Origin of the sequence: Candidatus Bartonella washoeensis Sb944nv, assembly GCF_000278135.1 — a bacterium.
Classification (GTDB): domain Bacteria; phylum Pseudomonadota; class Alphaproteobacteria; order Rhizobiales; family Rhizobiaceae; genus Bartonella; species Bartonella washoeensis.
Genome location: NZ_JH725026.1, coordinates 1,012 through 27,246, shown reverse-complemented (window position 1 = coordinate 27,246; position 26,235 = coordinate 1,012). Strand labels below are relative to the sequence as shown.

Sequence of the window (26,235 nt, the reverse complement as noted above, 5' to 3'; positions counted from 1 at the left end):
CGCAGCTAGAATTGCTTATTTTACTTTTTTTTGGGCAGGAATAAATAAGGATGGTTCTTGTCGTCCTTCAATTTCAGCGGTGATTGCTGAATCTTCCAAATATTGATTCAAAGGCTTAGAAATATTGTCTTGGGGATGCTCTATTTCACTGACGGGACAAGGTATTTTTTCTATAAGATTAGGATTTGAGTTTGTCTTTGGTATTGTTAATGCTTGTTGTGTATCCTGCTTTTGTTTATCAGCGCTTTTGTGTGTGATACGTTTATCTATAATATTTGATTCTATAACAATATCTTTTAGCCCGCCGATAAGAATAAGGTGTTCTGTATTATCACGACGTATCAGCATAAGACGTCGCGTACGGTCGATAGCAATTGTATCGCATATGGTCAATCGCGGCGGATGTTTTTTTCTATGTGTGTTGAATCCTCTTGTCTTTAAACGGCGTAAAAACGTAATGATTGCAGTAATAGTTGTAGCTATCATTATGAAAAGCACAAGGCTTATGGTTATGTTTGCTGCGGATGTACCTATTTGGCTTGATAACCACACATGCATGGTGCTTCTCCGATTTATGTTATATAAGTTTGTAAATATAATATAAGTTTGTAAACATACTTTAAAAGGTTGGCTTATAATATGAAAGATGATCTTTTAGATATTGAGTGATTTTTATTGGGTAGATATTATCATGGTGTATACTTCATAAAAAACGATTATGGAGGTAATTTAGTGTATCAGAAATGACCATAATCGAGGCAAAGAGAAATGGGTAAGGGTTTTGAGAATAGTGAAAAATCATCGTCTACTTCTATTCACTGTGGGGGCATGATTTTTACTATTGTTTTTGTTATCATTTTTCTAGTCATTGTAGGTGTTTTAGGTTTTTTTAATCCACATAGCTATTTTCAAAAGGCTATGTTGGTTTCTTTTTTAGCATTAGCAGTTATAGGTGTTGCTGCATTGTTTTTGATAGGGATGGGGGTTTTGAGATATAATGCAACGCCGTTGTATCGAGATTTTGATCTCAGCATTTTTAATAGTATGGATGATGTAATTATAATATCTGATCTGTCCGGTTTTGTTTATTATTCTAATCAAAATTATCGAAAAATTTTTACCTATAAGCGTGAGTCCTCTTGTTATGCGGTGATTGCTGATCTTCCAGGAGCTGGTGCGCTTTCATATCGCTTAAAAGTTGCTGCATGTAATAATCTTGCAGCGCAGGAAGAATTTAGGATAGAACGGCCAATTTTTTCCCATTCTCCCGAGAAAAATTCTGTTTGGTACAATATTTCTGTTCAGCCAATAAAAAAGGGGGAAAAAAGGCTTTTATTTTGGCGTATTACCGATATTTCGCATTTGCAGGAGTTTCGTGAGGCTTTTTTCTCGAATCTTCAAGAAGCAATCAATCACTTAGATCAGGCTCCTGTTGGTTTTTTTTCTGTTAATACACAAGGGACGATTCTTTATGCAAATGCAGTTTTTGCTGAGTGGTTTTCAATTGATTTAGCGAATTTTACTGTTGGTCAATATAATTTTGATAAGCTATTTGATGGCGTTGAAACCAATAACGCATGGAGTGATATTTGTTTGCAAAACAATAAACATCAAAGCTTAGGTTATTCTACGCCTTATACGTTTTCATTATATTTAAATTCAGAGACTAGTAACAATAAAAAATTCAATTGCTTTATGTGTGCTTCTTCTTTCTTAGAAGATGAAGCAATTTATCGTATTGTGATGATGCCACAGCAGATACAAAAAGAAGAGGACGATTATCAATCAAAATTCCCAAGTCTATTGGTAGAGTATTTTGATGCAAGTCCTTTTGCAATAGCAGTGGTAGATCAGAAAGGACAACTGGTTTACATAAATGATTCTTTTTCATCATTAATGGGTTGTACGCGTAAAAATATTAGACTTTATGATGTTATATCTCGCCGTGATCATGAACAGCTAGAGCGTGCATTTCAGAAAATTACGTTAAATAAAAATTATTCAATTTTGATAGAGACAGTTTTAGAAAAGAATCAGGAACGCCATGTGCGTCTCCATGTTATGCCTGTAACACCATATTATGGTGATGCATTACGAGATTTGGTAATTGTGTCTGTCATAGAAATAACAGAACAAAAAACGCTTGAAGATAAAATGATACAAAATCAGAAGATGCAAGCTGTTGGGCAATTGGCTGGTGGTATTGCGCATGATTTTAATAACGTTTTAACAGCAATTTTGATGTCTTGTGATCTTCTTTTAAATACGTATCGCAGTTCTGATCCAGCTCATGCTGATCTTATCAATATTAAGAACAATGCTAATCGTGCGGCTGCTCTTGTGCAGCAATTATTGGCTTTTTCTAGAAAGCAAACGCTGCGACCTGAAAAAATTGATTTTACAGAATTTTTATCAGATATGCGCAATCTTATTGTACCTCTTTTAGGTAATAATATTCAGTTGAAAATTATTCATGGAAGAGATTTGTGGAGTGTTAAAGTCGATCAAGCATCTTTCCAGCGTGTTATTATGAATTTGGTTATTAATGCACGTGATGCCATGCCAGATGGAGGTATTGTCACGATTGCAACAAACAATATTACAAAACAACAGAGTGCTGAATTTGATCATGTTGGTTTTGCAATTGGTGAGTATGTGCAGTTGACCATTTCGGATACAGGAACTGGTATATCAGCTGCTATACAAGAAAAAATATTTGAACCATTTTTTACAACAAAAGAAGTTGGAAAAGGAACCGGGCTTGGTTTATCAATGGTTTATGGAATTATTAAACAGACAGGTGGTTATATTTACTGTGATAGCCGAGAAGGCGAAGGAGCAACATTTCATATTTTTCTTCCCCGTTATATTCCTGATATTTACGGTGAAATTTCCCAGCGGAATGAAAAAGTGGAAGAGCAGGAAAAAAATACAGATTTAACAGGATCTGCGACTGTTTTATTGGTTGAAGATGAAGATTCTGTCAGAATGGGTGGGGTAAGAGCACTCCAAATGAGAGGATATACTGTTTTGGAAGCAGCAAGTGGAGTGGAAGCGCTTTCTATTCTTGAAGAAAATAAGGGTGCTGTTGATATCATTGTTTCCGATGTTGTAATGCCAGAAATGGATGGCCCGACTTTGCTCAAAGAGTCGCGTAAAAAATATCCTGATATCAAATTTATTTTTGTTTCTGGCTATGCGAAAGATGCTTTTACTAAAAATCTTCCACAAGATGCTGTTTTTAGTTTTTTATCTAAGCCATTTACACTTAAACAGTTAACTCTAGCAGTTAAAGAAACACTTGCACAATGAAAGAGAGAAATTGTGTTTTTAGATGAAAATCCAGAATATTTTGACAGTATAATTGTAATATTTCTTAGAAAAAAATTACTTAAAAATTAATTTAGATACTTACAATTAGAAATTTAAAGAAACCTCCTGCACAGATTGTGCACAAAAATATTCATAAAATATTAGATTCTATCTCATCAAAATTCTTACAGTTTTAAAAATGTAAGAGGTGAGGAATAAATTAACGGTAACATTGGAGCGTGCAGGTTGGTATAATCAGAAAGATAAAAGTTGCTGTTGAGCATCCATCATTTTGTTGTTTTTTTCAATAAATATTTTTAAGGCTTCCGGATACAGTTTATGTTCAGCCTTAAGGACTCTCTGCGCTAAAATATCAGTGGTATCATTCGGACATACTGGAACAGCAGCTTGAGCGAGAATTTTTCCTGCATCCATGTCGTTTGTAACAAGGTGAACAGTACAACCAGTAATTTTAACGCCTGCTTGTAAAACTCTTTCATGCGTATTTAAACCTTTAAATGAAGGTAAAAGAGAAGGGTGAATGTTCAAAATTCGCCCTTCATAAAGTTTCACGAAATGCGGTGAGATAAGGCGCATATAGCCAGCAAAGCAGATCAGATCTGGTTGATATTTAGCTAAAATCGTGAAGATAGATTGTTCATGTGCTTCTTTATTTGGGTAATCTTTACGATCAACAACGTGAATAGGCAAATTATTGTTACGTGCTTTTTCGATTCCGGCAGCATGAGGATTATCACAAATAACTGCGACAATTTCAGCAGGATATCCTTCCTGTTTGCTTGCTTTAGCGAGGGCAACCATATTGGATCCGTTGCCAGAAATAAAAACAACGATTTGTTTTTTCATAAATGAAGTAGACCTCTATAGATAATTCCTTTATTTTGATCTTGGCGTTTTGTTAAAATGCCGAGCATAGTAACGGTTTCACCTTGCATTTCAAGTGCTTTTTTAATTGTTTCAACCGCGTTTTGCGCTACGATAATAACCATACCAATACCACAATTAAATGTTCGTAACATTTCTATTTCTTCTATTCTACCTTGTTTGGCAATCCATGAAAAGACTGATGGAACATCAATGGCAGAAAGATTAAGTTCAGCGCAAAGAGAGGAGGGAAGTACACGCGGAATATTTTCAGGGAAACCCCCACCTGTGATATGAGCAAGGGCTTTTATTCCTTCGTAATTTCGGATGATGGGCAGGAGAGATTTTACATAAATGCGTGTCGGTGTAAGAAGTGCTGTGCCGAGACTAATTGTCGAATTAAAAGGGGCAGGATCATTCCATTTTAGATCACTTTGTTGGACGATTCTTCTAACAAGAGAAAAGCCATTGGAATGAACTCCAGATGAGCTAAGTCCTAAAATAATGTCGCCTTCTGTAAGATCTTTTGAAGGGAGTAATGTGCTACGTTCAGTAGCTCCTACAGCAAATCCTGCTAAGTCATAATCGTCTTTCGCATACATATCAGGCATTTCTGCAGTTTCTCCTCCAATCAGGGCTGCACCTGCTTGCCGACACCCTGCTGCAATACCAGAAACGATTGCGGCACCTTGTTCAGGGTCAAGTTTCCCAGTTGCAAAATAATCGAGAAAAAAGAGAGGTTCAGCTCCTTGTACGAGTAAATCATTAACGCACATGGCTACGAGATCAATACCAACAGTGTTATGGATACCGACTTCAATGGCAATTTTTAATTTTGTACCTACTCCATCATTAGCCGCTACAAGGATAGGGTCTTTAAATCCTGCTGCTTTTAAATCAAATAGTCCGCCAAAACCGCCAATTTCTGCATCTGTGCCTCTTCGTTTTGTTGAGCGTATATAGGGCTTGATTTTCTCTATCATGGCATTACCCATGTCGATATTTACGCCGGCTTTTGCGTAGGTAAGTCCACAGTTGGATTTTTTATTTATTAGATTTTGTTTGCTCATTGGAGCTTTCCTTATGGAAAATCAGGTTTTGATGTTATGCAATGCCATGATAGAGTCATCTCTGCAAGAGGTTATTGAAGTTTAGCATTTAAGAAATAATTGACTTTGCTTGACCCATGTCGAAGAAATTTATAATCTTTGTGAGGATTTTTTAAGGATATTTATGACTAAGATATCAGATAATCAAGATAATTCTGCTTTACCGCTAATGAAAAAGAAAATTAGTGAGGGTGGGGCGGGTGGTCATTATACGGCGGCTTATGTGCCTGCTTATGCTCAAGTGCCATTACCGAACAATATGAAAAAGCAAATTTTTTTCTGGCTCGGTGCATTGTTTTTTTTCATTCTTTTTATGTTTGTTTTTGGATCAGTTTTGCTTCCTTTTGTGGCAGGGATTGTATTGGCTTACTTTCTTAATCCGGTTGTTCAATTGCTGGAAAAATTCGGTATTCGTCGTGTTTTTGGCACTATCCTGATTACTTTATTTATCATTGTTATTTTTGTCGCTTCTTTAATAATTTTGATTCCTATTATCAGTTGGCAAATACAGCAATTTATGAGTAATGGTTTACCCATTTATATTAATCGTATTCAAACTTTTTTTGTTGAACATGATTTTGAATGGGTAAGGCGCTATTTTGGTAGTGATCCAAATGAATTACAGAGCAATATTAAAGGGCTTTTAGGAAAAAGTTCCGATTTTATTACATCTCTCTTGAATTCGCTTTTGAAGTCAGGAAAATCTATTGTTAATATTATCAGCTTATTTGTTGTAGCTCCAGTGGTGGCGTTTTACATGTTGTTAGATTGGCCACGTATGGTTACGGCAGTTGATTCGTTGATACCACGAGATCATCTTGAAACTGTTCGCAGTATTTTTCATGAAATGGATAGAGCTATCGCCGGCTTTGTTCGAGGGCAAGGAACAGCTTGTTTAATATTGGGAGGGTATTATGCTATTGGTTTGACCATAACAGGACTCAATTTTGGTCTTTTAATTGGTATGTTTATTGGCCTTATCAGCTTTATTCCTTATATTGGCACAATGAGTGGTTTTGTACTCTCTGTTGGCATTGCATGGGTTCAATTTTATCCCAATAATTGGGGTTGGATCGTTGTTGTTATGGTTATCTTTTTAATTGGTCAATTTATTGAAGGCTATATTCTTCAACCAAAACTTGTAGGTTCATCAGTGGGGCTACATCCAGTGTGGTTGATGTTTGCACTTTTTGCTTTTTCTTCACTCTTTGGTTTCACTGGTATGCTTGTTGCTGTTCCTGCGGCAGCGGCTGTTGGTGTTCTGGTTCGTTTTGCTCTTCATACTTATCTTCGTTCTCAGATGTATTCGCGAAGTGGAAATTCGGAGCCGCTAGAATGAATGCACGTGAAACACAATTGCCTTTAAATTTTTCTTATAATCCGATTTTCCAATTTGATGATTTGGTGGTTACGGAAAGCAATCGTATGGCTTTTCAGCTTATTGATCATTGGCCTAATTGGATCTTACCTATTGCGGTTTTGGTTGGAAAAGAAGGATCTGGAAAAACCCACTTTTCTAGTGTATGGGCGCAGAAAGCTGATGCTTTAAGACTTCATCGCAATGAAATTGATCAGGCTGTTGCTGTTGCTTCTTCAGGTAGATCATTTGTAATTGAGGATATTGATGCAGGTGAAATTAGTGAGACAGGACTTTTCCACTTCATTAACAGCGTTAAGCAAGCAAACCTTGATAAGCGTCAATCTACTTTGTTGATAACTGCACGTACAGTACCTTCAGCATGGAATTTAAAATTAAATGATCTAAAGAGTCGTCTTAATTCGGTTATGTTAGTTGCGATTAATCAGCCTGATGATGCATTGTTAACAGCTGTCGCTTTTAAACTTTTTTCTGATAGGCAGATTATCGTTCATCCGGATACTATTCATTATCTTGTAAATCGTTGTGAGCGTTCTTTATTTTCTTTGAAGAGTGTAATTGATTCTGTTGATCGGTTGGCATTACAAAGGAAAAGTAAAATAACGCGTGCTGTCATTGGTGAAGTTCTTAACATGCAAAGCTACTAAAAAATGCTTTCTAGCATGGTTCAGAATTTTTCAATAGAAAGCACTTTTGCTCTGTTATCGGTTCAGTGTGTGGATAGAAATGATGTTATTTAAGTTTTCTGCTTTTGCCATACTTGTTAGAGGATGAACAAAATACAATATTTTCATTTGCTTTTTTTGTATACTAAAATTTTTCCCTTTTTTTATGTGCATAATATTATTGTTCGAATGACTGTGAGCTTTTCAGCTTATGACATTGTGCTCTTTCCATATTTTGTAAAATCTTATCAAGTACTTTAGAGCGATTCTCGGGAGAAGAGATTCCCTTTTTGTTTTTTTATAATGAAACTTTTTAACTTGAGTGTGAAAACGTTTTTAATTGCTTCATTGCATTTGTAGGAGAGTGTAGAATTTAAAAAAATAAAGAGCGATTGAGCGAGTGCAGGAGCAGGGGATGAACAGTTTTCCTTATAATTATGCTGGATTTTATATGAGTAAAGTGGGGATTTTTGCGCTTTACTACTGGGGAATCTTTCGTGATGATTAAGCCATTTTTGTTGCTAAAATTATATCGACTAAATGTTGCCTTATATCATTTAAGTTCTCTCGATGCAATGTGAGCAATCGCGAATTTTTATCTAGAAGTTGGTTGTTTGTTTATTTGGATTGGATTTTCCTTTTTGAAGAAGATTATTTTTTGTTTCTATCAATTAATTTGTTGCTGAGCGGAAAAAATTTAAAAAAGCTCTTTCTTGTAAAGAAATGCAACAAAATTGAAAAAAAATGTCTTTTTCTCTTGCACTTCTGTTGTGAAAATTTTAGGAAATATATGTCAACTAAATCAAAATGGCGGAGCGTAGCGCAGCCTGGTAGCGCACCTGATTTGGGATCAGGGGGTCGTAGGTTCGAATCCTATCGCTCCGACCATCTTTGGTTATATGTAGAAGGTAACCCAATTGGGTGCGTGTGACGAGAAATTATCATTCAAGCGTTGTGTAGTCTGAAGGAAAAGAACCATGATCGCACGTATTTATAGTCCTGCGAAGACAGCTATGCAGTCAGGTAAGCGGAATACTGGTTTTTGGATTCTGCAGTATGAGCCTAAACAAGCAAAAATGCTTGAGCCTCTTATGGGGTATACGGCAACGTCGGATATGAATAATCAGGTAAGAATCCGGTTTAATAGGAAGGAAGAGGCAGTTGCTTTCGCATGTAGGAATGCTATTCCTTATCGTGTAGAAAAAACACATAGATCGATTCGGCGTACAGTTTCTTATTCTGATAATTTTCGCAATGATAGGCAGCAGCCTTGGACGCATTGAATTAAGTGTGCTGTTTTGAATGAGAAAATGATCAGTTGGTCCCGTAGCTCAGCTGGATAGAGCAACGGCCTTCTAAGCCGTGGGTCACAGGTTCGAATCCTGTCGGGATCACCATGTTTAAGTAAAATCAATAGGTTATATAAAAGTTCAGGAATTTTGATTCCATTGATTCTTTTAATTTTTTTCTTGTCTATCCCTCATTTTTTTGGAGCTTTTTTATAGCTTCAAGAGCTAGCCTTTTACGGTCTGCGCTCTTTGTATACAGAGATGCCATTTTATCTTCTGTCCAACCAAAAATTGCTTTGAGTTGTGACACCGTTGCACCTGAGTTAGCAGCGCGCGTTGCTGCTAATTTTCTTAAGCCGTGTGCCGATTTTTTTATTCCAGCTGCATTACATGCTTCACGAAATAGATTGCCAAAACTTTCTTTAACGAGCTTATTTCCGTTTTTCCCGCAAATGAATGTTTCATTTCCAATAGGACCAATTTTCAGAGTTTCTGCTAGTTCTGGTAAAATAGGCAGAAAAACATCTGTTTGAAATTTGCTTTTCTCTGTTTTGAGATGAATGATATTATCTTTCACATCTTTCCAACCAATGCGGACAGCATCACCACGACGCAAGCCTGTATACAGAAGAACATCAATCCAGACGCGTTCATGTGTTCTGATAGCCCATTTTTGATAATATTTTTCAACATCTTCTTCTGTCCAAACAGCAAATCCATCTTTGTTGTTGTAAGTTGGTCTTCTTACTCCTACTGTTGGATTACTTTCCAAAAGACCTTGGTCAATTGCCCAATTAAAAAGACCATTAAGGGCTTTTAGAAAATTGTGAGCAGCTGTTGGCGTTTCTTTGCGGCGTTCAACACCCGCTGTAATATGGGATTTCTTTATTTCTCTATAAGGGATGTTTCCTATGGTATCACATACCTTCATAAGGATGAGTTCTCTTTGTCTTTTCGTACTTTTAGCCAGATTATACCAATGAACGCTGTTAAAATACTGTTTAAGTAGCCATGCAAACGAACCTTCAACAAATTTTCCTGCTTTAGGTTTAGGAGGGATGATCCCTTGTAATTCGGCAAGCGCACTTTTGTAGTTGTCAACAAACTCTTGCGTTCCATAGGTTCCACGCACTCTAATACGTTTCCCATGACCAATGCGTACATACCATACAATTTTGCCATGTTGGGTAATTTGTTTAACAAGATGAGGGGGGCGTGGTTTAGGCATAGCAATTTCACATCTTAGAGAGCGCATCTTCGTAGTATTCATTCTTTGACAAATCGAATAATTTGTCTGGATGCGCTATTGAATTTGGTATTGGAATATCTGATTTGAGATAAATAAGGAGCTCGCCCGTAGGCTTAATTTCTATTAATTCGCATCTTTGTTTTTTTGCTTCTCTTAAAGCGCGAGCAATAGCTGGTTGCGTGATGGTAGCAGGGCGAGGTGCCATATCTTTTCTCCTTACATTCAGATGCAATTTACGCGTGGCGTGAATCGCGCTTGTGTTGAAAATTTTAGAGAGGGAGGAATTGGGAGGGGTTAAGAAAACATCTCACGTTTTAATAAATTTTCTGGTCCATTTTTTAGAGGTGCTGAATTTCGTATTTCCAATCTTGTAATTTTGTAAGAGCGTTTACTATTCTTCCTCTATGACACATGCATACATCAGCCTCAAAACAGGTGATTGCAATGCGTTTTTTGTCTAAGAAAATTTGATATAATCTGTCTATTTGTATCGAAACATCTGTTTTCTCTTGTGATGGTAAGGATTGTTGTGCGTTTTCTCTTTGAATGTTTTGCTTTTTTTCCAATACCTCCAAAACTCTTTGTGCTTGCTTATGAGACATGTCTGTGAGGTTTTTAACTTGAACAAAAGAGAGAACGTTTGCTTCTTCAGTTTGGGTTTGTTCTATTAATTGTCTGATTTGTATAATCATGTCATGAGATACCATTTGCTCTTGCGTGTTATGGCTTATCTCATTGATATGTGCTGCTTCATCTTCTTCATAAATTCCTGAAAACCTGAAAGCATAGCGAGCACATTGTATTGTAGCTTTGTGACGTAGCATGCGTGCTGGATATTTGCTCCAAGGTTCACTTTTTCTTGCTTACATTCTTCTAAATATTCAGTAACCTCTATCGGGTCTTTAATGTTTTTCAAACGAATAGCACATTTGATAGCAATGAGATTACCATCCTTATCGAGTTGATCTTGAAAGGTCATGCCATCAAAGTCAGGATTTGATTTGATAATCTTTATCCAACCGTCGATAGAAACAACAGGGATCATGTCACCGCCTTTTTTAGGAAATACATAAATTTCTTTTGTTAGAGGATTAAGTCCATAAGTGTTGGCAACAGAAAGAAAAGCAGCGAACTCTTCATCAGAAAAGTTGCAACCAATACAAGTTTTGATAATTGTTTTTCGAAATTCTTCATGTGAGAACCCGTATTTACTAGCCATTCTTGTTAAGGTGGAATTTGTCATCTTGATTTCCTCCATTGCGCGCAATTCACCCGTGGCGTGAATCACGCTTGTGTTAAAAGGATTGTTTGTGTGTTTAGAAACGGCTTATAGAGATACTATAAGATTAGTAATGCGTATTTTTCATCTGGTTTTTTCTCCAGTTGACATGATGTGATTGCCGCCTACAAACGCATGTTTGTAAATTTGTGCATTGCCACAAATACGCGCCTTGTCATAAATTTCGGCATTATTGTAAACTCTTGCACTGCCATAAATACATGCATCTCCGTAAACATGTGCTGCGCCGAAAATGTTGGCATCATCATAAACTTGCGTATTCTCATAAACAGCAGCAAGATCTCCAACCCAACAATTGCCTTTATGACTTAATTTGCCCTCATGATCTATAAAACCACCCAAATCACCCGCATTTACATCTCCAAAGTCTCTCAATGCACGAATGCGGTACAGAGTACGACCATCCACTTCAATTTTTTCATCAGTAAACTCGTATTTCTTTTCCATGATTTATCGCCTCTCGCCGGTTGTGATAATACTGTTTCCGCGAACCTCTGAAGCTCCGTAAATCATTGCGTTACCATACACTTCTGCATTACAATGAACACTTGCATTTTCATAACTATTTGCAAAATAACAAACTTTTGCATAGCCAAAAACCATGGCATCATCATAAACCCAACAGTTGCTCTATAGGAACCTTGCCTTGCGCAGCACTGATTACTTCGATTAAAGTGTACGTTAAGACAGCTTTTACAGGAGCTAAGTTAAAGTTTGGTAGCACTACTGAAGTGCAAGACTTTAGTGAAGCAGATATTGGGACACAGGGCATAAAATCTCTCACGATAAGCAATCAGAAAGAATTTGTCCCTTATGATGAAGAGCTTACTCTTTATGCAAAATTAGATAAACAGGTCGCTTCTGGTCAGGCAACGGTGATTGTTGAGTTTGTGACTAATCACTGATCAAGAAGAAGATTGTACGCTTAATTGCAGATTAAGAGCAGAGAGCACAGCGACTAAAGTAGAAAGTCTAGGGTCACCAGTCTTGCTTAAGGAGCGATATAAACCGCTGCGTTCACGGTTCGTTTTTTTTGCTAAAGCACTCATATTTTGGGCTCTAGCAACGATCCCAAGGGCATCAGCTATATGTGCAGCATCACCAGTTTTGAAGGCTTCATTTAAAAAGATTTCTTGAGATTCTGGTGTTGTGAGGTGTTTTTCAAAATTAAAGGTTTTCAATTTCATTTTTAAGGTCCTCCAAAAGAGATAAGGCTTTTTGAATATCTTTGGATTGTGTGGATTTGTCACCACCACAAAGCAATATAATGATTTTATTGCCTTTTTTTGTGAAATAAACTCGATATCCAGCACCATAGTGGATACGCAATTCACCTATACCATTAAAAAACTTCGCATCACCCAAAAGCCCTGAACGAATTCTATGAAGTCTTGTAAGAATTATATTGGCAGCTTTTCTGTCTTTAAGCTTTTCTAACCATTCATCGAATTCATCTGTTGTTTTTATTATCGTTACCATCTGAGTACTATAGTGCACATGATGTGTAATGTCAAGTTAGTTTATAATTTTTGTATCACGGAAAGGCTTTAGGATGTCGCGTCATTATATCACAATAAAGACGGGAGGACCGACACGAGATCGCCAAGATGTTTTTCGCCACAGAGGAACATTTGCCCACCTTGTGTCGGTTATATAAGATATAATACTAAAAAATACAATAAAATCAATGAGTTGAGTGGAATTATTTTATAAGAATCCACATTTTTATGCATGATTTATTTGACTATTTTTTATAAACAATTGCTATCTATAAACAGATCATAAAAAGCAAATCATGATGCGAATATTATAACGTATGGGAGCATTCAAATAAAATGAAAAGCAGATATCATTCATAACAGTTTATAAATTTATGATACGTTTTTATCACAGCACAAATTACATTGTTTTAAAATTTAATTGTTTGGAATTATCGATAACATACGTTTAAAGATCACATCTTGTTTTAAAGATTGGATTGTTATCACATGATAAAAACATAAAATTAATGAAAATACGCTTATGAAAGCATTTTCTAAATGCACGTTTAAACGTTTGAAACTGATGTTTATAACAGTTTTTAAAGCCTTACGTTTGATAAAATCGGTTGTTTATTGTTTTATGAGAGAGGTTATCTTCCTTTTCAATAAAGCCGCCTAAGGTACCTGCTTTGATATCAGCAAAATCTTTTAATGCTTGGATGCGATAAAGGGTATGATTACCAAATACACGCGTTTCATTTGTGAGTGCAAACTTCTTTTGCATAGCACAATTTCTTTATAAAGAGATTTAAATTTTTAAATGAGATGTTTAAAAAAGGGCGCCCCCGCGGCGCCCACGCGTTATTTAAGCAGCGTCTTTTAGTGACTGGTTATTACCACAAATATCATCACGAATTTTTGCACGGCTATTCACAACAGCATTGCCATAAATTTGCACATGATGATCAATATTTGATTTGCCATAGACATGGGCATGATCATAAATCCTTACAAAGCAACCAACACGAGCCGAGCCAGAAACCTTGGCATTCCCATAGATACTTGCATAATCCTTAATCCAGGCATTACAAAAAACATGGGCATTACCATAAACATGCCCACAAACCCTAGCGTTATCATGAATTTTTGCATTATTATAAATATGAGCGGTTGTATCAAAAACCAATGCCTTGCCATTAACGATAGCATTGCCATATACCTTGGCACCTCTAAAGATTTTCGCATCATTATAGATTTTAGCATTTTCATAAACAGTTGCATTGAAAAGAACCGCGGCATTATCATAGACCCAGCAATTGCCATCATGGGATAAGTTACTTTCATATTGAATAAAACCATCGAGGTCCCCCGCCTTAACATCATCAAAATCTCTTAGAGCACGTATACGGTGTAAAGTAAGACCATCAAAAGTGAATCTTTCATTGGTAAATTCGTATTTTTGCAGGCTCTTGTTGATTAACAGGGGCGGTTTTATTTGCAATGGAAGAGATAACGGGGGTGTTTTTTACTGTATTTTTCATAATTAAAACCTTGATGTTAATATTGTTTTCAATTGACAACCTATAAAGGCGCCGGGTGTTGAAAACACGGCATCAAGTCCGTCGGCACGCCTTCCCCATAGGGTTTTGTATAGCATGACCACACCCGACAAAATTTCCATATATGCTAATCACAGCATAAAAGATAGTCAGTTTTTTGATATGGGAAAGATTGTTTCGTAATCTACCCGCTTGATGTTTAAGTGTTTTCAGTACTTGATCATTTATATAATAAAATACGTATTTATTATCAATTATTATTTTATTTTTTTGATATTTTTTAATACATTATGTATAGATAATATCTTATTCTTATCAATTTATTCTTTTATATTTATATGATTTTAAATCTATATTATAGGCTTTATAAAACGATTACGTTATGTTTTGAATCTATAACATTTATGATATTTAAAAACGCTCTCATAATGCGTATTTTTATCTTTATAACCTATCAGTTTTTTTACTAAATGAATTTTAATTTTTTTGTGAATTTTGTTTATTAAGGGTCTCTAATGTAAACAACCTATATTAAATGCACCCTATAAATACAACATGTAATATATGTTTTGTAGGGGGGTGTTTATATTTTTTTCAAAAATTAGGGAATTAAAAGCGTAAAGTAATATAAGTATTCACAATTCTCTTTAAAGAGAGTTTTTGAAAAGTATAATGCTATCATTTTAGATTGCGAGTTAAGCTTTTAAAGGCAATGTAAAAAATCTCATTCTGTTTAAGATGGGGTTTCTTAAAAGTCTTAAAGCAATCCAAATGAGTGTGTTAAAGGTGCAAAGCCTCTTTTTTAGAATAGCGCATGGTAAATGGTTCCTTTTAAGATTGTACATAATCAACTTAACAAGAGAGGTATAGATTACAGTTATATGTCTATACCCCTTGTAAGATGTGCATATCCATCATGTGAAATGTGAGCATGCTTTCTTAAGTCTATTCAGTTTCTCTTATTTCCAATTTTGGGAGGTTCTTAACAATCTTCATTATTTCTAAACTTACGGTAATAAACCCTTTGAAACAATTCCAATGGATAAGCAGGGTTGCCAATAGTTTCAACAGCATAGCAATTGGCATCATTAACAATGCCACTCTTTTTATCAGTCTTTACACATTGACGCCCCATAACCCATTCAAGAGCGGGTTTACCATTGACGATATAGTTATAAGCTTCCTTAGGTATATCTGTCATTGTGATATTACGGTTGTAAATAACAGTAGATTTATCTTTTTTCTTACTATTCCCAGCAAATTTCATTTCTGTAACATAATAGAATTTCTCAGGATTAGAGATATCTGTAAGTTTAGGATTACCTTTTTTAAAGGTAACAGGATAAGGCTCTACAGTTTCATAATTGACGTGCAAATTGCCCAATTCACGTTCCGCAGTAACAAATATCCAAAAATTCTCAGCACTCTTTACGCAAGGGATGCGAGGGAGCTCTTTAGAGAGTTTATCAGCATAACGCGCACGATAATCTTCCAAATGCAAAAGCCCGTAAACATAATAAAAGATATCTTCTTTAATTATGTTCTTATCAAGATAAGCAGACTGTAATTTATTTAACTCCGCATCAGTAATACCATCACGAACTTGCTTTTTTGCTTCTGTCGTAAATAGACGATAGTTGTGATGGTTTTTCTTATCAGATTATAGTAAAAATGGATAGCTTCTTATTGTTTCTAATATGTAACAGTTCCAATAAATTTGGTATATTCTGTGCATTAAAGTCTTTCTTTATTCTCAAAATAGCTTTATATGCTGCGCCTCGGATAAAGAGTGCGCAGTGTATAAGATTACACTTTAACAGGTGAATGAGCATCTTCAGAAGTGGGGGGGGATATTATGACTTACGCAACCAATAAAGCGGGTATATATGGTGCGGTCAATGCGTTTTATGCTCTTTACGTCGGTTCTAAAAACAATGCTCTCATCAAAAAATTAAAAGATTGTTACGCGGTTCGTTATTTTCCTTTTGGAGATGATAAGGCGTTTTGTTTTGCTTCTCATTTTGAGAGCAGAAATTAATGCGTTGTTCTTCATTTTCTTTTGTGCTTGTCACGGCTTTTTTGTGCTTTTTTTCTTTACCGCTTTTTGCACAAAACATTCGTGAGAAAGCAATTAATCAATCAGAGAGCATCCAACGACAACAAACACAACAACAACGTTTTCAGCAATTACACCGTAGGAAAGAAATGCCTGGGATATCTTTGCCGGATGATGACTCCACAGCTCTCTATGGTACTTCAACAGGAAAAACCTGTTTGCTGATCAAAAGCATTGAATTTGTTGGCGCTCAGTTAATTTCTCACGCTGACCTTCATGATGCCATTTCTCTTTGGGAAGGGCGGTGTCTTGGTATTGCCGAAATCAACAAAGTGCTCAAAGCAGTGACTAAGCTTTATATGAAGCGTGGCTATATTGCGGTGCGGGCTTATTTACCCGAGCAAGATTTAAGCGGCGGTCATCTCAAGATTGTTGTCGTTGAAGGTGTGATAGAAGATATTATCCTTGATGGGCATAAAGTTGAGAGGAGATTTCAAGAAGAAATCATCACGGCTTTTCCAAATCTTATTGGGAAACCGGTCAATCTACGCTCGATAGAGCAAGGTCTTGATCAAATCAATCGGCTTTTTTCACGCCAAGCCACCATAAATCTTGGTGCTGGTGGCAATTCGGGTGGTTCCATACTCGATGTTCATATTGAAAAACAAAAACCTTGGCTTCTCAGTTTTTCCAGTGATAATCTTGGCGCTAAAGCGACAGGACTTTACCAAACGCGCGTGAGCCTTTCTTTTGATGATCTGTTAGGTTCCAATGATCAATGGTCCTTCAGCTATCAGCGTTCCATGGATGGTGGACCATATCACTTCTCCCAAAATCGTCCCAATAGTGGTACGGTAACGGGCTCTTTTTCTCTTCCCTATGGCACTTGGACAACGGGTTTTGATGGCACATGGAGCCAATATCATTCGAGTATTAAGGGAATATTTTCTGACATTTTAACATCGGGCAAGTCTTTATCGCTTACACCATGGATTTCACGGGTTATCGACCGTGATCAAGAGGGGAAGACATGGCTTACAGGACGGTTAACATGGAAATATTCTGATAATTTTATTATGGGCAGCAAGGTTGATGTCACCAGTCGTAAACTTGCTATTGCCACCTTTGAGCTTGATCATTCGCGCAAGTGGCTGGGAGGAGAATTAAGTGCTCATATAGGGTTTCATAAGGGATTGGCAATTTTGGGTGCTTATGATGATAAAGCTCAAGAAACTTCAACAAAAAATGCACCCAAAGGGCAATTTTCTAAATTGTCTTTTTCCCTAGGCTATGTGCGTCCCTTTTCTCTACATCAGTTTAATTTCCGCTATAACACGCTGTTTTCAGGACAATTATCACCCGATACGTTGTTTAGTTCAGAGCAAATGTCGCTTGGTGGTAGTTCATCTGTGCGCGGGGTGCGTGAGGCGATTTATTATGGCAATAATGCCATGTTTTGGCGCAATGAATTGTCGCTGTTATTGCCGGGTTTTTCTTCGCAAAGGGGACGTAAATTTATGAGACAATTTGCCCCTTATGTAGCGCTTGATTTAGGCAGCGCCGCCAATGATGCAAGTAAAAACAGTTTTGGCGGTAGCCTCGTTGGGGCAACTCTAGGTTTTCATGCAACTGGAGAGATTTTGGATATGGATCTGTCCTATTCAAATATTTTGATCCAATCGACACCAAGAGAGAAGGACAACGCAACAGGGGTTTTTCAAATGCGGGCTCTGTTAAGGTTTTAGGGTAAAGAGGCGGTAAAAATATCGCTTCGCTGTTTATACCCATTGAGGGTCATTTTTTACAAAGAGATAGAAGATTTTTGAGGAGTAAAAGATGCGGGGATTGAGAGATCAAAAGCATAAATTGGGATATGGACGCAAATCAGGATGGCGCGCCATGGGACTTTTGCAGCGAGGGGCACAGAAGGGGCTTTCGCTAGTTTTAAGTTTTTGCTTGGCCTTTCAGCCTTTGTTATTGCAAGCGCAAGCGCTTGGAGCGCAAAGTCCTGTTACACAAGTGTCTCAAGGGATTAAAGCAGCTGATGGGGTTGGCTCTGTTTTCCGTCCAACGGTGGGAGCAGTAGGCAATGGTGTGCCGCTGATTGATATTGTTCGCCCCAATGGACAAGGTCTTTCTCATAACAAATATGACAATTTCAATGTTGATATCCATGGTGTGATTTTGAACAATTCGACCCAGGAGGTTTCGCGTTCACAGCTTGGGGGATTGGTGCCTGGAAATGGCAATTTACGTAATACCGGTGCAGCAAAGGTTATTCTTAATGAAGTGGTGAGTGCCAATCGCTCGCGTCTTGAAGGCGTGAGCGAAGTACATGGGCATATGGCTGATGTTATTATCGCCAATCCCAATGGGATCACGTGTAACGGTTGTGGTTTTATCAATACACCACGGGTGACTTTATCAACCGGACAGCCGATCATTGGATCCGATGGTGCTTTGAGTGGTTTACGCGTTGAAGGCGGCAACATCACCATAGGTGTTCGTGGGGCTGATGGGCGCACAGTGGATATTTTTGATCTTATTTCGCGCAAGATCAGTGTGGCAGGTCCCATTCAAGTCAAAGGGGAATTGGCTGTTGTTGCTGGTCATAATCATTTTAATTATCACAAGCGGGAAGCAACTTCTCTTGGTTCTGATGGCAAAGAGCCGGAATTGGCGATTGATTCCAGTGAGTTTGGTGGAATGTATGCAGGGCAGATCCGCGTGCTTGCCAATGATAAAGGCGCTGGCGTTAAGATGCTTGGCAACATGGTTGCCAATGCAGGCGCCATGAGGTTGACAAGTGATGGCAAGCTGGTGCTTGCCAAAGCACGTGCCAAAGGAGTAGTGAAGGCTCATTCTCATCACGACAGTGTGCATGTGAAAGATCTGCTTTTTTCAGAAGAAGCGGTTGAACTGAAGGCTTTGAAGCATGTTGAATTGGCTGAGCATGCTCGCGTTGCGGCAAGCGGTACTGTTAATGTGCGCGCCGATGTGATCAAGCTCCAGTCTCATGCTCTTTTAGCAAGCGGTATTGGGAGTGATGGTCAACAGTCAGCGACGGGTTCTTTGCATTTACAGGTAGCGAAGCTTGAGGCGGGGGATGGGCGGATAGCAGCTGGTGATCTTTTAGAGATCCAAGCAGCAAAAATTGTTCTAAGCCGTATGCAAGACAATGATCAAACAGGGGTCTCTTCTCTTGGCGATTTGATAATTGACACCAACCAAATCAGCGCTTTAAACAACCATATTGGTGCCAAGGGGAATATTGTTCTAAAAGCCGATGATGCGCTTACTGTAGGTGCAGGCCATTATAGCGCCGGCGGCTTTCTTTTGGTGGAAGCAGCAGAGGTATCATCGCGTGCCGACTTAGTGGCAGAGCAAAAAATTGACCTTTATGCTCATAGCGGTGATCTTGTTCAAGAAGGCAGTGTTTTTTCCAATGGAGAGATCACACTGAATGCTCATGGTGCATTGAGTCACAAAGGTGAGATTGTCAGTGTGCAGAAGGCTGCGTTGACAGCCGGGGGCATGCTTATAACCAGCACAGACAGTATGCTTTTAGGTCATGACTTAGTTTTGAGTGCTGATGCTTTAACCCAAGCGGGGACTGTGGAAGCACAAGAAGGAGCATTAACCTTTCAGGTGCGTAATGGGGTCATAAATAGCGGCACAATGCGTGGTGAAAGCATCAATGCTCATGCTGGTGCATTTACAAATCAAGGTATGTTTATTGCAACCGGTGATTTGCATCTGATGGTAAGTGCACAAAAAGGCGCCGATCCACAACAAGCCTTTCTTGAGAATACATCCGAAGGGGTACTTCAAAGTGGCGGCATTTTTGTCTTGTCAGTAGGACAATTAGACAATGCCGGTGCCCTTGGTTCTAGTGGTGAGAGCGTTGCTCTCAATGTGGCAGGAGATGTCAACAATAGCGGGCTGATTTACGCCAAAAAATCTATGGCATTGTCCTTAGATGGTGCTCTGAGCAATAAACATGGCGAGATTATTGCCGAAGAGAATTTGACTATAGGTGGGCTGAAGAGGGAACGTGCTGGGCATGTGCTCAATGAAGCGGGTGTTTTGAAGAGTCTTACCGGCGAGATGAAGCTTGTAGCAGCGTCTTTAACCAATAAAGGCGCAGAGACAACAGATACAGGACAACAAGACACATCGTTGCAGGAACAACAGGATGCCACACTCCATGAGGGGACAGCTTACATTTTAGCACGTGGTGGCTTGCTGATAGATGTTGGCGCTTTTGAGAATATCGACAGTTTGCTCTCTACGCAAGGAGTAGTCAATGTTGTTGCGGACAGTATTCATCAGGCTGGATATATTGAGAGCGACAGTGGTGATCTTCAACTGACCAGCCATGGTGATTTAACCAATAGCGGTATGCTTGCAAGCAATAGTGCAATCACTGTAAGTGCACAAAACACTCTAAACCAAACAGGGCGTATTGTTTCGCAAAAGCGGATAGAGCTTTCAACCGATGGTACCTTGACGCTGGGTGAGACAAGCCAAGTTGGCGGCTATGATGTGGCATTGAAGGCAGGTACTCTTAACCAAGCTGGGCTTATAGAAGCGCAAGGTGAGGAACTTACTCTCGAAAGCCACGGTGATATAACCAATAGCGGTACGATAGCAAGCAATGGCACTATTGCTTTGCGTGCGCAAAACACTTTGAACCAAACAGGGCGTATTGTTTCGCAAAAGCGGATAGAGCTTTCAACCGATGGTACCTTGACGCTGGGTGAGACAAGCGAGGTTGCTGCTTATGATGTGGCATTGAAGGCAGGCACTCTTAACCAAGCTGGGCTTATAGAAGCACAAGGCGGAGAACTTACTCTCAATAGCCATGGTGTTTTAAGCAATCACGGCACCATAGTGGGCAGTGTTGTTGATGCGGATCTTGGTTCTTTAGCAAATTTTGGACAGCTTTTAGCCAGTGACAGTTTTACACTTGTAGCAGCAAATCATGATCCGTTGCTGGAGCAAGTTGCTTTGGTTTTCAATGCACAAGGTGGGGTTATCAAAAGTGGTGGCGCTTTTGTTTTAACCGCGGATGTTTTGGACAATGCCGGTAGTATTGGTTCGAGTGATGATGGGGTTGCACTCAATGTAACGGGGGATATGAGCAATAGCGGACTGATTTATGCTCAGAAATCCGCAACACTCTCCTTAGATGGCTCTTTTCTTAATCAGCATGGCGATGTCATTGCTGAAGACAATTTAACCATTCACGGGTTTAGTGGAGAGCGGGCTGGTCATGTCATCAACAGTTCGGGTCTTTTAGAAGCTGTCTCCGGTGATATGATCTTCGATGTCTCTTCACTCACCAATATGCGTGAAGGTGGGGTTGAAGTGACTGATAAGGTGGTTGGTCACAGTTACGTGCGAGGGGATTGGGAAAAAACCAACGTTGATCACCAAAAGATAAAGAAAAATATCGACACCGCGATCATTCGTCAGCAGCCTCATTTTACCAATAACGCAGCACAGATTTTGGCAGGGCGCCATCTCACGGTTCATGCTGGCGATATCCGTAACAGCTATAGCTTGATTGCTGCCAATGGCAATATTGAGATGCAGTGCGATACGCTGCTCAATGAGGGGCGCGATTTAATCGAAACAACCAAGATTGTAACTGAAACACGCTACAGACATAAGCAATGTAGTCTCACAAATCCAGCATGTATAAACGGTGCAGATGCAGAATGGGATGGTCCTACCTTTTTCGATAAAATCACACGTACCTATGATGCGGTTTATGGCACGATTGAAGCGGGTGGCACTCTTGATGTCAAGGTTACAGAAATTCTAGACAATCATGCGGTGCGTGAGGGAGCCGGTCAAATTGGCTTAAGCTCTGGCAATAAAAGCTTGACTGGCGTTAAAAATACCGACGTTGATGGCTTTAAACCGTTGATCAGCAATGATCGATTAGACGGCATTATCAATGGTTTGACGGAGCACAAAGCACTTTTTGCACCAAGCACAAAAACACCAACACCAGAATCTATACAGCTGCCAACGCAAGATGGGCTTGGCTCTGTTAAGACAGAATTGGCAGGTACACAATCACCGGATGTGCCGTTTTTCATTGAGACGCGTCCAGATTTTATCAATCCAAGTAAATTTTTAGGTTCGGACTATTACTTAAAAAAGATTGGCAATTATAAGCCTGAGCAAGTGTTCAAAAGGTTGGGGGATGCTTATTTTGAATATCGTCTGGTCGGGGAGCAAATCTTTGAACTGACGGGCAATCGCACTCTTCTTGATGGTGAAGATCCTAACGCTCAAATGCAAAGGCTCTACGACAATGCTGTGGAGCAGCAAGGTCCTTTGGGATTAGAGCTAGGCAAGCCCTTAACGCCTCAGCAGATTGCTGGGATCAAAAAGGATATGATCTGGCTTGAGATACACCTTGTCGACGGACAAGAGGTCTTGGTACCCCACGTTTATTTAGCGCAAACGTCCTCTTCAGAACAAGGGATAAACAATGCACAAGGATCGCAAGGGGATTTAGCCAGTGCGCGTTTGAAAGGGAATGGGATCAGCTTAAATGCGGACCGTCTGACCAATAGCGGTGCTGTGTTGAGTGAGGTTGCACTGCAGGTGACGACCACACAAACTTTGTTCAATAACGGTGGTTTTTTGGATGCTACCGGAGCTGTAGAGCTCACCAGTGGGGGTCTTTTAGCCAATTCTTCCGGTGTTATTCATGGTGATACGGTTACCATGACGGGTAATACTATTGTCAATAGCACGGCAAAAATCCGTGAGACAAATGAATATGGTTTTGCTGATCGGGCTGTGCAGAAGGGACAAATTCTCTCTGATCATGAATTAAACATTCACTCCCTTGGTGATCTTGGTGCAGAGGGTGGGGAATTCACCAGCGACGGTCCAATGACGATGATTGTCGATGGTTCTGCTAACTTTAGCGCGTTAGAGCTAGAGAGTGAACATGCGCAGACATTGGAAAAAGGGCATTATAACGCCCAAAGCCGTGAGCACCGTTTGAGTGAAGTTAACAGTGGGGATGATCTTAACATTGTTACGAATGGCACTCTCACCATGGATGGGGCTAAGGTTAAAGGAAAGGGCGATGGGAATCTCATCAGTGGTGGTGCTCTCACGCTGACTTCGGTGCAAAGCTTTAGCAGTTCTGATTTGGATCTTAGGGGCAAAGAAGGCGACAAATCGAAGCAAAAGAATAAGTTTCGTCAACAATCAAATGAAGTCACCACAAACAAAAGCACGGTGGATTTTAGCAAAGATCTCTCCATGCATGCGCAAAAAGGGGATCTCATCCTTGGTGCGGCAGGGCTCTCAAGTGGTGGTCAGATGCATCTTGCGTCAGATGAGGGGAAGGTCCAGCTCTTCACCAACAAGGATCAAGATTTTAAGGACACTTATCAGCGTAACGAAAACCTTGTGTGGTGGAGTGAGAGCGACAAAGGTTACCTTAAGGAGACCATCGAGCATGTGACCATAGATGCTAAGGGTGGCATGAAAATTGATGCGGGCAATGGCATTGTTGTTGAATATGAGGCAACCGGTGATTTAGACCAATCTCTTGAGCAATTGTCACACTCTCCAGGATTGTCATGGATTAAGCAATTGCGTGATGATCCAGAACTATCCAAGCAAGTGGATTGGCAAGCAGTTCGAGCTGAGTTTAAAGACTGGAATTATAAAGCCCAAGGATTAACAGAAGCCGGTGCGGCTCTCGTGGCATTGGCTGTCACAGCCGCCACGGGCGGAGCAGCTTCCACAGCTGCCGGTGCTATTACCGGTGCTTTAGGGGTTGGCTCGAGCACAGCCATGAATGCGGCGATACAGGCAGGTGTCCAAGCACTGATTAACAAAAGCGCTGTGGCGCTTATCAATAATCGTGGTGATATTGCTGCGGCATTGCATGAGCTTGGCTCTTCCAAGACTGTTCTCAGCATTGTTTCGTCGATGTTAACAGCAGGTCTGACCAGTCAAATAACAGAAATGGCTGGTGTTGGACAATCTTTGCCAAAAACCGCTCCTTTTGTTGATCGTATCGCCCGTGAAGCGGAAAAGAACCTGATCAAAGCCGCCATTAGCACAGGCGTGCAAACGGCTCTTGAGGGCGGCTCTCTTGATAAAAACTTTATTACCAATCTGCGCATCGCCCTGTCTGATACGGTTGGCAAATCATTGGCGGAAGAAATCGGTACCGCCAAGGCTGAAGGCAAAATAGACACGGTCACACAAATCGTTGCCCATGCTGGTCTTGGCTGCTTAAAAGGTGCTGTTGCGAGCGGCGCTTGTTCTGCCGGTGCTATCGGCGGGGCTGTGGGCGAAGCCACAGCTATGCTCCAGTTTCAATTGTGGGTGCAAGGCATTGTGAAAGAGGAAATGGGGGATCTAAACGGTCGCACACCCACTCCGGAAGAGCAAGCCCGCATCACGGCAAGAATTGATGCTCAGTTTGCGGACTTTAGAGAACACACCATTAATGTTGCACGGGCTGCTGGCGGCCTTGCCACTGCCCTTGCTGGGGGTGATGTCAATGCTGGCGCGGATGCCGCTGGAAATGCTGCGGAAAACAACTACCTCAGCAGCGCTCAACAAGCTCAGAAGAAGAAAGAGTTAGAGGAATGTTCTGATAAGTGGTGTCGAAGAGATGTTAACGAAAAATGGCTCGAGATTGGTGATCAACAAGATACGTTTTTTTCGATAGGTGTGATCGCTGGTATACCAGCTGCATTATACGATACGGGTAAAGATTTTTGGCAAATGGTGCGCCATCCCATAGAGACATTGGAAGCGCTTAAAGAGTTAGTGACGAGTGGAAATGTTACAGAAACAATAAAGCAGTCTTATCTAGAGCGTATTAATTATCTAGAGGAGGAATATCAAAGAGCGGGAATTAGCGGATCGTTTCATGCTGGACTTGAACTTGGAAAATTATTAACCGATGCAGCATCCCTAGTGGCGGGAGGTGCTGGTGTAGCTAAGGGTGGTGCGAAGCTTATTGGCAAGCTTACCGAAAAAACTCTTGCTAAACTTTCTGTTAAGGCTGAAAAAAACATTGCAAAAGCAGGAAAGGAAGTTGCTCAATCGCTAGGAAAGATGAGCGATGAAGTTGTTGCAACTCAATATTTTGGGCAGGAAAGAAAATTCTGGTCAACAGATCCCATTGAGGTTGAGTTTGAAATAACGAACAAGGGAGAAAAAATTACTCAGAAAAACAAAGTCTATCAGAGAGAAGATCTGTTCGATCCTAACAAAATTGTTACTTGGACAGTAAACGGCAAAGAAGTAAAAGGTACAAATATTGAGAGGATGAAAACAGGAAGAGCTCCTCTTGATGCTGATAATAGACCCATTGAATTGCATCATATGCTGCAAACACATGATGGTCCCATAGCAGAGGTTACCAATAAGTTTCATAAAAAAAATACTGCTGCTATTCATATTAATCCTAATACAATGGGATCAGCTATTGATAGAGATATTTTCGATAGATGGAGGATGGAGTACTGGAAAGAACGTGCTAAAGGTTATGAAAAGAAAAATATAGAAGCTAAAAAATAACAATTTATGGAGAACAAATTATGAAGACTTATACTTTAACTGATGTTGCACAATTAGTGGATAAATATAGTGATATCATAAATTTCGGTACTGCAGAGGATGCAGTTAGCGATGTACGGATTAAAGAGGCTGAAGAAATTCTCGGCTTGCAGTTTACAATTTCTTATAAAGGTTTTTTAAAAAATTATAAAGGAGGAGAAATTGGTTATGAGGAAATTTTTAGCATTTATAAGGCAAGTTTTGAAGATAATCCTGCTGGTGATATTGTTTATTATCACTTAACAGATATAAAAAATGGTTTAGCAAAACCACAGCAACTTGTTGTTAGCAGAACTGATTTTGGTGAAACCTTTTACTTTGATTATACGCA

At 39.4% G+C, this 26,235-nt stretch carries 19 protein-coding genes, 2 tRNA genes and 2 pseudogenes; 11 read left to right on the top strand and 12 right to left on the bottom strand.

Features of this window, described 5'->3' with window-relative positions; genetic code table 11:
- Positions 1 to 15 precede the first annotated feature (15 nt).
- Positions 16 to 558 (bottom strand): flagellar biosynthetic protein FliO, encoded by a 543-nt coding sequence (locus MCQ_RS07795; RefSeq protein WP_006924630.1) that lies wholly within the window; start codon positions 556 to 558, stop codon positions 16 to 18.
- A gap of 210 nt (positions 559 to 768) precedes the next feature.
- Here MCQ_RS07795 and MCQ_RS07790 point away from each other — a divergent pair, with 210 nt between their 5' ends.
- Complete coding sequence (locus MCQ_RS07790; protein ID WP_006924629.1) at positions 769 to 3,312, top strand: ATP-binding protein; 2,544 nt, start codon at positions 769 to 771, stop codon at positions 3,310 to 3,312.
- Positions 3,313 to 3,567: 255 nt separating this feature from the next.
- On the opposite strand, the gene purN is transcribed toward MCQ_RS07790, so the two are convergent.
- A complete protein-coding gene (purN, locus tag MCQ_RS07785) occupies positions 3,568 to 4,179 on the bottom strand; it encodes a phosphoribosylglycinamide formyltransferase (protein ID WP_006924628.1) in 612 nt (203 codons plus the stop codon).
- Entirely contained in the window at positions 4,176 to 5,267 is a 1,092-nt protein-coding gene (purM, locus tag MCQ_RS07780) for a phosphoribosylformylglycinamidine cyclo-ligase (protein WP_006924627.1), read from the bottom strand. Before purM ends, purN begins: the two co-directional genes overlap by 4 nt.
- Before the next feature lie 163 nt (positions 5,268 to 5,430).
- Between purM and MCQ_RS07775 the strand changes: the two genes are divergently transcribed.
- The 5 genes from MCQ_RS07775 (at position 5,431) to MCQ_RS07755 (ending at position 8,746) form a co-directional block, all read left to right on the top strand.
- Positions 5,431 to 6,645, top strand: a complete 1,215-nt coding sequence (locus tag MCQ_RS07775) for an AI-2E family transporter (RefSeq protein WP_006924626.1) — start codon at positions 5,431 to 5,433, stop codon at positions 6,643 to 6,645.
- A complete protein-coding gene (gene hdaA / locus MCQ_RS07770) occupies positions 6,642 to 7,331 on the top strand; it encodes a DnaA regulatory inactivator HdaA (RefSeq protein ID WP_006924625.1) in 690 nt (229 codons plus the stop codon). The genes MCQ_RS07775 and hdaA overlap by 4 nt, the downstream gene beginning before the upstream one ends.
- Before the next feature lie 829 nt (positions 7,332 to 8,160).
- Positions 8,161 to 8,237, top strand: a tRNA-Pro gene (locus MCQ_RS07765).
- Between the two features lie 89 nt (positions 8,238 to 8,326).
- Positions 8,327 to 8,632 (top strand): ETC complex I subunit, encoded by a 306-nt coding sequence (locus tag MCQ_RS07760; RefSeq protein ID WP_006924623.1) that lies wholly within the window; start codon positions 8,327 to 8,329, stop codon positions 8,630 to 8,632.
- A 37-nt stretch (positions 8,633 to 8,669) separates the two neighbouring features.
- Positions 8,670 to 8,746 (top strand) — tRNA-Arg (locus tag MCQ_RS07755).
- Between the two features lie 76 nt (positions 8,747 to 8,822).
- Here MCQ_RS07755 and MCQ_RS07750 read toward each other — a convergent pair.
- The 4 genes and pseudogenes from MCQ_RS07750 to MCQ_RS07730 form a co-directional block, all read right to left on the bottom strand.
- Positions 8,823 to 9,866: a tyrosine-type recombinase/integrase gene (locus MCQ_RS07750; protein ID WP_035008283.1), complete on the bottom strand. Its 1,044-nt coding sequence runs from the start codon at positions 9,864 to 9,866 to the stop codon at positions 8,823 to 8,825.
- A 7-nt stretch (positions 9,867 to 9,873) separates the two neighbouring features.
- Positions 9,874 to 10,092 (bottom strand): hypothetical protein, encoded by a 219-nt coding sequence (locus MCQ_RS07745; protein ID WP_006924621.1) that lies wholly within the window; start codon positions 10,090 to 10,092, stop codon positions 9,874 to 9,876.
- Positions 10,093 to 10,372: 280 nt separating this feature from the next.
- Positions 10,373 to 11,130 (bottom strand): annotated as a pseudogene (gene bet / locus MCQ_RS07735) (phage recombination protein Bet); the annotation flags it as partial.
- Between the two features lie 120 nt (positions 11,131 to 11,250).
- A complete protein-coding gene (locus MCQ_RS07730) occupies positions 11,251 to 11,634 on the bottom strand; it encodes an LbetaH domain-containing protein (RefSeq protein ID WP_006924617.1) in 384 nt (127 codons plus the stop codon).
- A gap of 119 nt (positions 11,635 to 11,753) precedes the next feature.
- Here MCQ_RS07730 and MCQ_RS07725 point away from each other — a divergent pair, with 119 nt between their 5' ends.
- On the top strand, positions 11,754 to 12,092 hold the full coding sequence (locus MCQ_RS07725; protein ID WP_181461094.1) for a hypothetical protein: 339 nt from the start codon (positions 11,754 to 11,756) through the stop codon (positions 12,090 to 12,092).
- Here the strand turns inward: MCQ_RS07725 and MCQ_RS07720 are convergent, their stop codons facing one another.
- From MCQ_RS07720 to MCQ_RS09240, 5 genes and pseudogenes are all read right to left on the bottom strand, one after another.
- Complete coding sequence (locus MCQ_RS07720) at positions 12,093 to 12,374, bottom strand: addiction module antidote protein (protein WP_006924615.1); 282 nt, start codon at positions 12,372 to 12,374, stop codon at positions 12,093 to 12,095. It lies immediately after the preceding gene.
- Positions 12,355 to 12,666 carry a type II toxin-antitoxin system RelE/ParE family toxin gene (locus tag MCQ_RS07715; RefSeq protein WP_006924614.1) on the bottom strand — a complete coding sequence of 104 codons (312 nt, stop codon included), beginning with the start codon at positions 12,664 to 12,666 and terminating at the stop codon, positions 12,355 to 12,357. Before MCQ_RS07715 ends, MCQ_RS07720 begins: the two co-directional genes overlap by 20 nt.
- A 609-nt stretch (positions 12,667 to 13,275) precedes the next feature.
- Positions 13,276 to 13,452 carry a hypothetical protein gene (locus MCQ_RS09245; protein ID WP_006924613.1) on the bottom strand — a complete coding sequence of 59 codons (177 nt, stop codon included), beginning with the start codon at positions 13,450 to 13,452 and terminating at the stop codon, positions 13,276 to 13,278.
- An 81-nt stretch (positions 13,453 to 13,533) separates the two neighbouring features.
- Entirely contained in the window at positions 13,534 to 14,169 is a 636-nt protein-coding gene (locus MCQ_RS07710) for an LbetaH domain-containing protein (RefSeq protein ID WP_006924612.1), read from the bottom strand.
- A 1,003-nt stretch (positions 14,170 to 15,172) separates the two neighbouring features.
- Positions 15,173 to 15,848, bottom strand: a pseudogene (locus tag MCQ_RS09240) (type ISP restriction/modification enzyme); the annotation flags it as partial.
- A gap of 234 nt (positions 15,849 to 16,082) precedes the next feature.
- Here MCQ_RS09240 and MCQ_RS07700 point away from each other — a divergent pair.
- The 4 genes from MCQ_RS07700 to MCQ_RS07685 all read left to right on the top strand — a co-directional run.
- Complete coding sequence (locus tag MCQ_RS07700) at positions 16,083 to 16,265, top strand: hypothetical protein (protein WP_006924610.1); 183 nt, start codon at positions 16,083 to 16,085, stop codon at positions 16,263 to 16,265.
- Positions 16,265 to 18,028: a ShlB/FhaC/HecB family hemolysin secretion/activation protein gene (locus MCQ_RS07695; RefSeq protein WP_006924609.1), complete on the top strand. Its 1,764-nt coding sequence runs from the start codon at positions 16,265 to 16,267 to the stop codon at positions 18,026 to 18,028. The genes MCQ_RS07700 and MCQ_RS07695 overlap by 1 nt, the downstream gene beginning before the upstream one ends.
- Before the next feature lie 91 nt (positions 18,029 to 18,119).
- Entirely contained in the window at positions 18,120 to 25,865 is a 7,746-nt protein-coding gene (locus tag MCQ_RS07690) for a two-partner secretion domain-containing protein (RefSeq protein WP_006924608.1), read from the top strand.
- A 20-nt stretch (positions 25,866 to 25,885) separates the two neighbouring features.
- The coding region (locus tag MCQ_RS07685) for an SMI1/KNR4 family protein (RefSeq protein ID WP_006924607.1) at positions 25,886 to 26,235 on the top strand (350 nt) is incomplete at its 3' end.

Excerpts from the sequence above, each read along its gene's own strand:
- MCQ_RS07795 (WP_006924630.1), bottom strand. The coding sequence starts at position 558 with ATGCATGTGTGGTTATCAAGCCAAATAGGTACATCCGCAGCAAACATA.
- MCQ_RS07790 (WP_006924629.1), top strand. The coding sequence starts at position 769 with ATGGGTAAGGGTTTTGAGAATAGTGAAAAATCATCGTCTACTTCTATT.
- purN (WP_006924628.1), bottom strand. The coding sequence starts at position 4,179 with ATGAAAAAACAAATCGTTGTTTTTATTTCTGGCAACGGATCCAATATG.
- purM (WP_006924627.1), bottom strand. The coding sequence starts at position 5,267 with ATGAGCAAACAAAATCTAATAAATAAAAAATCCAACTGTGGACTTACC.
- MCQ_RS07775 (WP_006924626.1), top strand. The coding sequence starts at position 5,431 with ATGACTAAGATATCAGATAATCAAGATAATTCTGCTTTACCGCTAATG.
- hdaA (WP_006924625.1), top strand. The coding sequence starts at position 6,642 with ATGAATGCACGTGAAACACAATTGCCTTTAAATTTTTCTTATAATCCG.
- MCQ_RS07760 (WP_006924623.1), top strand. The coding sequence starts at position 8,327 with ATGATCGCACGTATTTATAGTCCTGCGAAGACAGCTATGCAGTCAGGT.
- MCQ_RS07750 (WP_035008283.1), bottom strand. The coding sequence starts at position 9,866 with ATGCCTAAACCACGCCCCCCTCATCTTGTTAAACAAATTACCCAACAT.
- MCQ_RS07745 (WP_006924621.1), bottom strand. The coding sequence starts at position 10,092 with ATGGCACCTCGCCCTGCTACCATCACGCAACCAGCTATTGCTCGCGCT.
- MCQ_RS07730 (WP_006924617.1), bottom strand. The coding sequence starts at position 11,634 with ATGGAAAAGAAATACGAGTTTACTGATGAAAAAATTGAAGTGGATGGT.
- MCQ_RS07720 (WP_006924615.1), bottom strand. The coding sequence starts at position 12,374 with ATGAAATTGAAAACCTTTAATTTTGAAAAACACCTCACAACACCAGAA.
- MCQ_RS07715 (WP_006924614.1), bottom strand. The coding sequence starts at position 12,666 with ATGGTAACGATAATAAAAACAACAGATGAATTCGATGAATGGTTAGAA.
- MCQ_RS09245 (WP_006924613.1), bottom strand. The coding sequence starts at position 13,452 with ATGCAAAAGAAGTTTGCACTCACAAATGAAACGCGTGTATTTGGTAAT.
- MCQ_RS07700 (WP_006924610.1), top strand. The coding sequence starts at position 16,083 with ATGACTTACGCAACCAATAAAGCGGGTATATATGGTGCGGTCAATGCG.
- MCQ_RS07695 (WP_006924609.1), top strand. The coding sequence starts at position 16,265 with ATGCGTTGTTCTTCATTTTCTTTTGTGCTTGTCACGGCTTTTTTGTGC.
- MCQ_RS07690 (WP_006924608.1), top strand. The coding sequence starts at position 18,120 with ATGCGGGGATTGAGAGATCAAAAGCATAAATTGGGATATGGACGCAAA.